This is a genomic window from Myroides sp. DF42-4-2 (assembly GCF_030326445.1).
Lineage (GTDB): Bacteria > Bacteroidota > Bacteroidia > Flavobacteriales > Flavobacteriaceae > Flavobacterium.
Map to the genome: position 1 here is coordinate 61,332 of NZ_JACAKI010000011.1, position 12,327 is coordinate 73,658.

The following is a 12,327-nucleotide window of genomic DNA, read 5'->3' on the forward strand; positions in this document are numbered from 1 at the left end:
ACATCTGGACACTCATCTAAATGATCAGGAATACCATCTCCGTCTGTATCAGGACATCCGTTGAATTCTGCTAATCCAGGAACATCTGGACACTCATCTAAATGATCAGGAATACCATCTCCGTCTGTATCAGGACATCCGTTGAATTCTGCTAATCCTGGAACATCTGGACACTCATCGTATTTATCTAAGATTCCATCTCCATCTGTATCTTTTCCACCAAATTGGAAACGAATACCTGCGAAGTGTTGCATGTGGCTCGCCACATCAACATCTGGCGTTCTTGTATCGTCAAATGAATGCTTATACGTTGATTGGAATGTTAATGCAATGTTTTCAGTAAACCAGATGTTTAATCCTAAACCTCCGTTAACAGTTCCTGTACTTGCATCTCCCATAAAAGTATATCCCCCTCCAACTAATACGAATGGATCAACAACTTTAGTGTTCAAAATTTCTTTGAAGCTATACTTAACTTCTGCATCAATTCCGTAGTATGATAAATCTCCAGGATTGTACTTGAAGTAGCCTTCTGACTCTTTGGAAATGAATTTATCAATTTTATTCACTGATCCTACAACACCTAATGAAAATCCATCACCTAAGTATCTTGATACATTTAGGTAAGAAACTGAAGGTAAAATGTTCCAATCTGACGTTTGGAAATAACCTCCCATTCTGTGTGAAAACCCTTTAGCTGAACTAACTTTAGTGTTTACAGCATTCGCACCAATAGTTACAGCCCACGGATGGTCAGCATCTTGCGCCTGAGTCGAAAGACCCGCACATAATATTGCCGCTGCAATTAATTTGTTGAGATGTTTCATAACTTTATTTTTCTATTTATTGTAATGTTAAAACAAAAATACAATTATATGTGTAGTTAACAAATTTTATTCTTAACAATTATTGTGATTTACTAAAAAAAGTTAATATTTAAATCACGTTCAATTCTTTTCCTACTGTTGTAAAGGCCGCAATCGCATGATCTAGATGTGCTTGCGTATGTGCAGCAGACAACTGCACTCTAATTCTCGCTTTCCCCTGAGGTACAACAGGATAGAAGAATCCAATCACATAAACTCCATGCTGTAATAAGCGGTCAGCCATCTCCTGAGACAGCTTCGCATCGTACAACATAACAGGCACAATAGCCGAATCTCCATCGATAAAATCAAAGCCCGCTTTTTTCATTCCTGCTTTGAAATAATTGGTATTCCACTCTAATTGATCGCGTAATTTGGTGTCTTTCTGCAATAATTCGAATACTTTCAATGAAGCTCCTACTATCATTGGCGCAAGTGAATTGGAGAATAAATAAGGACGTGAGCGCTGTCTCAACAGCTCAATGATCTCTTTTTTACCTGTTGTATATCCACCCATGGCACCACCTAAAGCTTTTCCCAAAGTTCCCGTAATAATATCTACGCGTCCCATTACTTTTTTCGCTTCTAAAGTTCCTTTCCCTGTTGCTCCAATAAATCCAGCTGCATGACACTCATCAACCATGACCAAGGCATCGTATTTATCCGCTAAGTCACAGATCTTATCCAAAGGAGCTACCAATCCATCCATAGAGAATACCCCGTCTGTTACGATAATTTTAAAGCGATGTCCCGCTTCGTTAGCCTTAATTAACTGTTGCTCCAAATCAGCCATATCGTTATTCTCATAACGGTAACGCGCAGCTTTACACAAACGAACACCATCAATAATAGACGCGTGGTTCAAACTGTCTGAAATAATAGCATCTTCTGCTCCCAACAAAGGTTCAAAAACACCTCCATTTGCATCAAATGCCGCTGCATATAAAATCGTATCCTCTGTGCCGTAGAAATCAGCAATAGTAGCTTCTAATTGTTTGTGAATATCTTGTGTTCCACAGATAAATCGAACAGAAGACATCCCAAAACCATGGGTATCTAACGTGTCTTTCGCCGCTTGCACTACCTCTGGATGTGAGGATAGCCCTAAATAGTTATTCGCACAAAAATTCAATACTTTTTCTCCTGTAGAAACTGTAATTTCTGCTCCTTGTGGCGAAGTAATAATTCTCTCTTTTTTAAATAAACCATTGTCTTCAATTGACTTCAACTCTTGTTGTAAATGGTCTTTAATTTTTCCGTACATACTTACTCTTTTTAAGCGTTAACTATACTCTTTTACAAATGTATTATATTTAAATCATCCTCTCCCATATATAAAATAACTTTTTTAACCACATCATAGCCCATAGCTAGGAGGGATTTTTCGTATTTCTCCAACTGCTTGACGTACTTTTCTTCTGGCTTTCCTGTTTTATAATCTAGCAAATACGCCTGCTGTCCTTGGATCACCACTCGATCGGGAATGAGATTGTGTTGCGCTTTCCCAATAATCATGCGCTCATTATACACAATTCCTCCAGTGAAAAACACGCGCAAATCGGGGTGGCTGATAATTTTGTCGATTGCTCCTCTAAAGTTTCCCTTTTCACTTTCAACGATAAGTCCCTCCTCTAACGCACGCTCAATCGCTGCATCAACCTCTTGATCTGTATGAATAAACGACATAATCTTATGGGTAATATTTCCATAAGCAATCGCTTCTCCCACTTGGGTATCCCACATGAGGGCTTCGCGTTCGGCAATCTTTATATCATTAAAATTAAAGAGAGATTCCACGCTTCGGATTAGCTTATTTTGATCTAACGTTTCTACGCTAGCCACAGACAAGCGCTGAGGCTGACCAAATTCATATACCAGCTCTTCTTCTTGATACAATCCTTGCTGACGCAAGTAGTGGATGAAAAAGCGAGACATATTGTTTTTATACTCCCCATCTACTTTCATATCACGTGTAGTTATAATATATAGCTGTTCTTCCGCTCGAGTCAAAGCGACATATAGCACATTGATATTGTCTAAGAGTTCCTCTTGCTCCTTTTGGGCGTATAGCTCTTCTGCTAGCGCCCCATATTCTTTCACTTCTCTCTTGGCATCGACCAACGCTTTAGGCAGTTCAATTCCCGCGTCTGCCTCGTCAAACTCTACCCACAATTTATCGCGATTGGAACGGTCGTAATCCTCTTCCGCAAACGGAAAAATAACTACGGGAAACTCAAGCCCTTTAGATTTGTGGATGGTCATCAACTGGACGGCATTCTTCCCCTCAGGCGTGGGAATACTAAACTTGTGGTTGTTGTCTTCCCAATACAAGATAAAATCGCCAATGCCATATTGATTCTTGATGGTTCGTTCTAACACAATATCCATAAAATACAACACATAGGAACTTGTCGCTTGAGCGGGAAAAAACGCGCGAACGATAATTTCTACCGCTTCATAAAGCGATTTTTTCCGACATTGATCGAATGAAATATAAATATCTTTAGATGCCAACCAGGTTTCTAAACTAGCGTCAGAGGTATGCCCTAAGCCCTCTTCTATAAAATTGTGAACAGCTTCTTGCTCCCTCTTACTTGCAATATAATACAACATCAACGATTTAGACTCCTTATCTTCCTTGTTGCGGATATAGCGCAACACATCCATAATCAGTCGCACTTCCGTAGCATGGCTAATCAACAATGAGTCCGAAGAAAGAATGGGAATTTCTTGTTCCGTTAAGTAGTTGGCTAAGGCAATTCCATGGGCGCGTTTACGTGTCAATACCACCATATCGCTATACGAAAACCCCTGTGCTTTACATTTATTGATAACAGCTAAAGTGGCTTCCAGATACAAACGCTCTTTGTCTACTTCATTTTCTTTATCGATTAATCGTTCATCTAAAAACTGCACTTCCACATAACCGCCTTCTTTAGCATTTGTTTCTTGGTGACTTTGGTTCTCATAGATGTTCTTGTAATCCTCTTGGGTAAAAAAACGAGCAATCTCCTTAAAGAAACTGTTGTTGAAATGAATCACTTCGGCATAGCTGCGGTAATTTTTCCCCAAAACCACCACCTCTTTATCCGGATTGGAAAAGGGATTATCGTCTTTACTCAGCGCAATAAATTGCTCCGCTTTTCCCCCGCGCCAACGATAAATGGATTGCTTGGGATCGCCCACCAACATCAGGGTTCCCTTAACTCCAAAATCTTCTCCTGCTAGCGCATTGTCAATCAAGGGCACCAAATTGTCCCATTGCATCACAGAAGTATCCTGAAACTCATCAATGAAAAAATGGCGGTAACGCTCGCCTAATCGCTCATATATAAACGGAGCGGGTTGGTGTTGAATTTCGTTGTGAATAATGGCATTAAACTGACTAATCGACAACATATTTTTCTCCTCTTGTATATGTTGCATTTCTATACCCAAAATATTCAAGAGAGACAAAGGTGTAATATTCTTTAGAAAGGCTTGATAAAACAAGCGCTTGGCAAATAATTGATAGATATGTGCCAACTGTTGGAGCACTTCTGGCAAAAGAGCTTCAATCGTATCTCTGTCTTTAGCCGCTTTCAGAATGGCAATTTCGTCAAATTCCACATACTTTCTCTGGGTGCTTTTATCAGTATCGTTTATGATAGCCAATAGGTGATTGGGAAAGGTCCCCCTTGAAAACGATTTCATATCCACCCCCTTATCAATCAGCAAATCCCAAATATCTTGTCCTCTTTGTTGTGTATCTCGCGTTAGCTCTTCTATCTTTTTGCGCAAATAATCACGGGTTCCTATAAAATCTTGTAGTGTTTTCTGATCAAACAAAGCGATCTCATCCCGGTTGTTTTCATTCAACAACAACGCGCCCATTTCCTTTAATTCTCGCGTTATATCCCAACTTTTGTCATTGTCTGCTTTGTCAATAGAAAAGTCAATCAACACCTTGGTCAATTCCTGATCGGTTCCTGCCTTAGCAATAACGGAATCCACTGCTTCTTGTAAGAGCTCATCCGAATCTAATGACACCTCAAAACTCATGGGTAAGTTCAAATCAAAGGCAAAAGAACGGATCACTTTATGGGTGAATTTATCAATGGTCGAAATATCAAAAGCCGCATAATTATGGATAATGTGCTTCATGATTCGCGCAGACTTCTCCTTAATCACCACTTCTTTCAATCCCGTTTCTTGAACAATTTGGTCCAACATAGGCTGAAACTTCTTCCCTGTATCTTGCTGTGCAAATGCATACAGGCAGGAGAGAATTCTATTTTTCATCTCCGCTACTGCTTTGTTCGTAAAGGTAATCGCCAAAATTTTTCGATACGCATCATCGGATCGATCCATTAAGACAATTTTCAAATATTCTTTTACTAATGTATGTGTTTTCCCTGAACCCGCTGAAGCGTTATATACTGAAAATGAAGCTCTTTCCTGTCTAACCATTAAATTATACCTTAACTTATATTAACCCCTAAGATCTTTTATATTCCATAGAAAATCCCTAAATTTGAATAAAAATAACACTAATCTTTAAATAATACGAATTATGGCTTTCGAATTACCACAATTACCTTATGCGTATGACGCATTAGAACCACATATTGACGCTCGTACAATGGAAATCCACCATACGAAACACCACAATGCATACACAACTAATTTAAACGCAGCTATTGCTGGTACAGAATTAGAAGGAAAAACAATCGAGGAGATTTTAGCAAACCTTGATATGACAAATGGTGCAGTTCGCAACAACGGTGGAGGTTTTTACAACCACAACTTGTTTTGGACAGTAATGAGCCCGAATGGTGGTGGAGAACCAACAGGAGAATTAGCAGACGCTATTGCTAAGGATTTCGGTTCATTTGCTAACTTCAAAGAAGCTTTCGCAAAAGCAGGTGCTACGCAATTTGGTTCAGGTTGGGCATGGTTATGCGTTAAAAACGGTAAATTGGAAGTATGTGGTACACCAAACCAAGACAACCCACTTATGCCAGGTGTTGCTTGTGGAGGTACACCAATCTTAGGAATGGACGTTTGGGAACATGCGTACTACTTAAACTACCAAAACAGACGCCCTGACTATATTGCTGCTTTCTTCAGCGTAATCAACTGGGCTGAAGTTGCTAAGAGATATGCAGCAGCGAAATAAGACATAAAGAGTTCACTCTTTTAATAGCAAAAGGGAAGTATCCGTGATACTTCCCTTTTTTTTGTTTAAAAATTAAATGTATTCACTAGTTTTACTTCTAATATTATACTTTATTATACCACCTACCTACTCCTTTTTTTTGTAATTTCCCCTATCTATTTTACTTAATCTATTCCACATGCAACTAGACTACGAACCTGAAGGGCTAAGAAACAAATCCAAGCGAAACTACCTCATCATCGGATTGAGTGTACTGATGTTGTTTGCATTAATTCACTTTTTACCTTATGAGCCACAGGTCAACAAAGGGTTAGCATTACTTGCTTTTGTCGCGGTTTTATGGTTAACAGAAGCGTTGCACGTAACGACGACTGCTGTTTTTGTACCCGTTCTTGCTATTGGCTTGGGATTAACGGATATTCAACCAGCGCTTGTCTCTTTTGCGGATCCCAACATCTTTTTGTTCCTTGGGGGATTTGTGCTTGCCGGAGCCCTACACGTCCAAAAGCTAGACTTGATCATCGCTAGTAAGATTATGTATCTAGCCAAAGGTCGATTAGCTCATGCGATCTTTTATTTGTTCCTTGCGACAGCTATTCTATCGATGTGGATCAGCAATACAGCCACAGTAGCGATGATGCTCCCTCTAGTTACGGGAATCCTAAGTCAATTGGACAAATCACAACACCGAAATACCTATGTCTTTGTTTTATTGGGAATTGCATATAGCGCTAGTATTGGTGGAATGGGAACCATTGTAGGAAGTCCTCCCAATGCCATTGTTGCTTCTCAGCTCAATCTTTCTTTTGCTGAATGGTTAAAAATGGGATTCCCCATGGTGATTATCTTGCTTCCTTTAATGATTGCCGTGATTTACGCTGTCTTTAAGCCCAAACTCAACCTGAGATTTGAACATCAAATGGAAGAAATACCCATGAATACTGACCGTTGGATCACCCTTGCCATCTTTTTATTAACCGCAGTTTGTTGGATTTTAAGTAGTCAAATAAATCCATTATTTGCTGCTTTGGTGGGATTTGAAGGTAGCTTCAAAAACTTTGACACCTTTATTGCTTTAGGCGCATTTATCCTCATATGCATCAGTCAAGTGTCGCGATGGAAAGAATTGCAGCACAATGTCGATTGGGGAGTACTGTTGCTCTTTGGAGGGGGATTAACGCTGAGTATGGTACTCAAAGAGTCTGGAGCTAGTAAGGTGATGGCCGATTTATTGGTGTCCGTAATTCACGACAGCCCTTTCATTGTCATTAGCTTAATCGTAGCTTTCTTTATTGTATTCTTGACGGAATTTACCTCCAATACCGCAAGTGCGGCACTCTTAGTTCCAATTTTCTTTTCAATTTCGCAAGAACTAGGCATGCATCCCTTGGGGTTATCCATGATCATCGGTTTGGGTGCTTCGTGCGCTTTTATGTTACCCGTTGCTACACCGCCCAATGCTATTGTTTTCGGTACAGGCGATATACAACAAAAAGACATGATGAAAGCTGGTTTTATCCTCAATATTTTCTGTGCGATTATTATCGCGATTGTTGCTTACTTTTTTTGGTTGGGGTGAGAAACAAAAAAAGCACCAATCTCTCGATCAGTGCTTATATATGAAAATGAAAGGCTATTAATACGGTTTTTCGTCTCTCCCTTCGTAGTAGTTGATGAAGGCGCGGTTTACCACGCGATTTCCTCCTTTTGTAGGATAATCTCCAGTAAAATACCAATCTCCAAGGTTTTTTGGACAAGCTTTGTGTAGGTTTTCAATGGATTGAAACACAATTTTGATTTCTGATTTAATCCCCTCCTCAGTTACCATTTGGGCAATCTTAGCGGAGACTTCCTCATCAGTAAAAGGTGCGTAAATTTCTTTTACATAGTTGACAACCTCATCGTCTTTCAAGCCCACTTGTGCTTTTGACTTTTGGTATACCTCTTCCACAATATGGTACATATTGCGTTCTTTTAGCATTTCGATGACCGCTTGAAAGGCAATCAACCCTTCTAACTTAGCCATATCGATGCCATAGCAATCGGGGTAACGCACTTGAGGTGCGGCAGATACCACGACAATACGCTTCGGATTTAAGCGATCCAACATGCGGATAATACTCTTCTTCAACGTTGTTCCACGAACGATACTATCGTCAATGATTACTAAGTTATCCGTAGGCTTAATCACGCCATAGGTCACGTCATACACGTGAGCCACTAAATCATCACGACTGCTATCGTCCGTGATAAACGTACGCAATTTTGCATCTTTGATAGCAATTTTTTCAGTGCGTAATTTAACCGATAATATCTCTTGTAATTTCTGCTCCGTTAAGGCCTCTTTGTTCTTCAAGATATCCGAAATCTTGCGTTGGTTCAAGAAGTCTTGTGCTCCTTCAATCATCCCAAAGAAAGAGGTTTCAGACGTATTAGGAATATAAGAGAATACGGAGTTATCTGTATCATCTTCAATTACGTCTAACACTTGTGGAAAAATAAATTTCCCCAAGTCTTTGCGTTCTTGGTAGATATCAGCATCATTTCCTCTTGAGAAATACACGCGCTCAAACGAACACGCCTTTAATGGAAGAGGATCTAATATTTGTTCAAAGTGCACACTCGCATCTTTCTTTACGATAATTGCTTGTCCTGGCGTCAACTCTTTGATATCTTCAAACGGCACGTTTAAAGCAGTTTGAATCACGGGACGTTCACTAGCTACTACGACAAGTTCGTCATTTTCATAGTAGAATGCCGGGCGAATTCCCGCAGGATCACGGAAGACAAATGCATCTCCATGACCCAACATACCAGCCATAGTAAATCCACCATCCCAATTTTTGGACGCTCTTTTTAAGATACGCGCAATATCCAAACGCTCACCAATAATTGGTGAAGCTGCTTTTTTTGAAAAACCCTCTTGTTTTATTTGGTAGTATAAATCGTCGATTTCATCATCTAAGAAGTGCCCTATTTTTTCCATTACCGTAATGGTATCTGACATTTCTTTCGGATGTTGTCCGAGGCGAACGAGATCTTCGAACAATTCTCGAACATTGGTTAGGTTAAAGTTTCCAGCAACAATCAAATTGCGGTGCATCCAATTGTTTTGACGCAGAAAGGGATGAACGCTTTCAATGCTGTTTTTTCCAAACGTTCCATAACGCACATGACCCAAAAACACTTCCCCTAAATACGGAATATGTTGCTTTTGCAACTCGGCATCATCCGCATATTCTGGATGTGCTTCCATTTCTGCATTGATACGCCCGTTGATTTGAGCAAAAATATCCTGAATTGGCTGTGCTTTATTTGAACGAACACGACTAATATAGCGCTCCCCAGGATCCATATCGAGTTTTATACTCGCCATACCTGCTCCATCTTGTCCTCTATTGTGTTGTTTTTCCAACAACAAGTACATCTTCTGAATGGGGAAGAACGTACTGCCATATTTTTCTTTATAAAAGGAAAGTGGCTTTTTTAATCGTAAAAAAGCAATTCCACATTCGTGTTGTAGTGCGTCGCTCATAGTTAGTTGTGTTGTGTGTTATCATTAAAAAAAGCCCCACGACGAGGCTTAGTATGTTGCATGTTTATTTGAGTTCAATGTCGAACTGAGTTAACATTTTAAATTGCATTAATCTTTTTTTCATTTCTGCTTCTTCCAGTTGCTCCATGCGCTGTGTTCCGAATTCTTCTACACAGAAAGAAGCTAAATTAGATCCAAAAATAATGGCATTCTTCATACATTGGAAAGAGATACTACCTCTTTCGGTTAAATACCCTACAAATCCTCCTGCGAAGGTATCCCCAGCTCCTGTTGGGTCGAATACTTCTTTTAAAGGTAAAGCAGGGGCAAAGAATACCTCTTTCCCTGAGAACAACAGGGCTCCGTGTTCTCCTTTTTTGATGACTACATATGCTGGTCCCATTTCCTGAATTACTTCCGCTGCTTTCACAAGCGAATACTCCCCAGATAACTGACGGGCCTCTTCATCGTTAATCGTTATCACATCGACTTGTTTCAGGACCTCTTTCAATTCAGCTAACGCACAATTCATCCAAAAATTCATCGTATCGAGCACGACTAGTTTTGGTTTTTGTTCTAATTGTGCCAAGACTGATTGTTGAATGGATGGATGCAAATTACCCAACATCACCACATCTGCTTTTTTAAAGTTAGCTGGAACAACAGGTTTAAAATCCGCCAACACATTTAATTGGGTATCTAAAGTATCCCTCGCATTTAAATCATTGTGGTATCTGCCACTCCAAAAAAAAGTTTTTCCTCCTGCTACCACTTCGACACCTGTAGTGTCAATTTTCTTACTTTGCAGCAAGGCTAAATACTCTTCAGGAAAATCATCCCCTACTACGGAGACGATGGCTGATTCTACCTCGAAATGCGAGGCAGACAATCCTATATATGTAGCAGCACCTCCTAATACTTTGTCCGTTTTCCCGAATGGTGTTTCTATATTGTCAAACGCCATCGTTCCGACGATCAATAACTTGTTCATATTTTTGGAAAAGAAATAAGGTGCAAATATATAGTATTCCTCTTTTTAGACCAAAAATTAATCTTCTTTATTCTAAAATTAACTAAGAGCCAAAGCGTTACATCACAACAAAAATCGTCCTTTCGTTCACTTATTCAACAAAACACAACCGATTATGTGGACCATATTGTGCGAATTAGTCTAGTTATTTTAAAAATAGCACCTCCACAACCTCCATGCGCTATTTCATTTGCGTCAATTTTGTTAAACCTTAGTTCAATTAACAAATACAGCGCGTAAACAAACAAATTTTAACATATTAAAATCTAGGTTTGTTAGGTCGAATAGTCAGGCTCTAGGTCTACTATTAACTTTTCAAATGAAAAATAATCAAACCAAACACTACTTTTTAAAAAACAGTCATATGAAAAAACAAATTCTTTTTATCACAACCTTGTTGTCTTGCGGCTATATGGCGCAAGCACAAGTAGGTATAGGAACAAAGCACCCGAATAAATCCGCTGAATTAACAGTAGCGGGCAGCAATAAAGGAATTCTCATTCCTCAGGTTGCTTTGACGAGCCTTGAAGACACGAGTACCATAACCCATGGAAATGTTGAGAGTTTATTGCTGTACAATACAGCTACAACTGCCGAAGTAACCCCTGGCTACTACTATTGGAGCGAGGACCGGTGGCAGCGTTTAATCACTGACCTCGATGTTTCTCGTTATACCTTTGAGGGCAGACCAGGAGAACAAGGTCCTCCTGGACTCCCTGGCTCAGCAGGAGGCCCAGGTATAGGCGTAGAAATGGTTGTTAATGCGGACGGTATTTGGGTGTTTGACAGCCAAACTCAACAGTGGAACAATATTAAGGGAGCTGATGGGCAATCTGCTTATGCACTATGGGCAGCACTACCAGCGAATAGTGGTAAATCACAAGCTGATTTTTTGGCTAGTTTAAAAGGTGAAAGTGGACGAGATGGTGCCGATGGACAATCCGCTTACGACCTATGGGTAGCACTACCTGAAAATGCAGGAAAAACACCAGCAGATTTCCTAACAAGTATAAGAGGAGAAAAAGGAGACAAAGGAGACAAAGGGGATAAAGGAGATAAAGGGGATATCGGAGCCGATGGACAATCCGCTTACAACCTTTGGGCGGCACTGCCTGAAAATACAGGAAAAACACTTATTGATTTTCTAGCGAGTACAAAAGGAGACAAAGGAGACAAAGGAGACAAAGGAGATAAAGGGGATAGAGGAGATATCGGAGCCGACGGGCAATCCGCATACAACCTCTGGGCAGCATTACCAGCGAACACTGGCAAATCACAAGCTGATTTTTTGGCTAGCTTAAAAGGTGAAAGCGGACAAGATGGTGTCGATGGACAATCCGCTTACGACCTATGGGCAGCGCTACCTGAAAATGCTGGAAAAACACCAGCGGATTTCCTTGCGAGTACAAAAGGAGAAAAAGGTGACAAAGGTGATACCGGAGCAGACGGACTTTCCGCTTACGACCTATGGGCGGCATTACCTGAAAATGCAGGAAAAACACCAACGGATTTCCTTGCAAGTACTAAAGGAGAAAAGGGTGATACCGGAGCAGACGGACTTTCCGCTTACGACCTATGGGCGGCATTACCTGAAAATGCTGGAAAAACACCAACTGATTTCCTTGCAAGTACTAAAGGTGAAAAGGGTGAAAAGGGAGATACCGGAGCAGACGGACTTTCCGCTTACGACCTATGGGCGGCATTACCTGAAAATGCTGGAAAAACACCAACGGATTTC

Annotated in this window: 8 protein-coding genes; 3 read left to right on the plus strand and 5 right to left on the minus strand. The window is 40.3% G+C overall.

Features of this window, described 5'->3' with window-relative positions:
- From HX062_RS09680 to HX062_RS09690, 3 genes are all read right to left on the minus strand, one after another.
- Window positions 1–827, minus strand: an 827-nt coding sequence (locus HX062_RS09680) for a thrombospondin type 3 repeat-containing protein (protein ID WP_286467247.1), incomplete at its 3' end; no start/stop codon positions are given.
- A gap of 109 nt (window positions 828–936) precedes the next feature.
- Window positions 937–2,130: a glycine C-acetyltransferase gene (gene kbl, locus HX062_RS09685; protein WP_286467248.1), complete on the minus strand. Its 1,194-nt coding sequence runs from the start codon at window positions 2,128–2,130 to the stop codon at window positions 937–939.
- Between the two features lie 32 nt (window positions 2,131–2,162).
- Entirely contained in the window at window positions 2,163–5,315 is a 3,153-nt protein-coding gene (locus HX062_RS09690) for a UvrD-helicase domain-containing protein (RefSeq protein ID WP_286467249.1), read from the minus strand.
- A 103-nt stretch (window positions 5,316–5,418) separates the two neighbouring features.
- On the opposite strand from HX062_RS09690, the gene HX062_RS09695 reads away from it, so the two are divergent.
- Both HX062_RS09695 and HX062_RS09700 read left to right on the plus strand, forming a co-directional pair.
- A complete protein-coding gene (locus HX062_RS09695; RefSeq protein ID WP_182628394.1) occupies window positions 5,419–6,024 on the plus strand; it encodes a superoxide dismutase in 606 nt (201 codons plus the stop codon).
- A 178-nt stretch (window positions 6,025–6,202) separates the two neighbouring features.
- Entirely contained in the window at window positions 6,203–7,603 is a 1,401-nt protein-coding gene (locus tag HX062_RS09700) for an SLC13 family permease (protein WP_286467251.1), read from the plus strand.
- A 57-nt stretch (window positions 7,604–7,660) separates the two neighbouring features.
- Here the strand turns inward: HX062_RS09700 and HX062_RS09705 are convergent, their stop codons facing one another.
- Both HX062_RS09705 and HX062_RS09710 read right to left on the minus strand, forming a co-directional pair.
- Entirely contained in the window at window positions 7,661–9,559 is a 1,899-nt protein-coding gene (locus tag HX062_RS09705) for an amidophosphoribosyltransferase (protein WP_286467252.1), read from the minus strand.
- A 64-nt stretch (window positions 9,560–9,623) separates the two neighbouring features.
- A complete protein-coding gene (locus tag HX062_RS09710; RefSeq protein WP_182628391.1) occupies window positions 9,624–10,550 on the minus strand; it encodes a PfkB family carbohydrate kinase in 927 nt (308 codons plus the stop codon).
- 403 nt (window positions 10,551–10,953) lie between these two features.
- Between HX062_RS09710 and HX062_RS09715 the strand changes: the two genes are divergently transcribed.
- The coding region (locus HX062_RS09715; RefSeq protein WP_502888502.1) for a phage tail-like protein at window positions 10,954–12,327 on the plus strand (1,374 nt) is incomplete at its 3' end.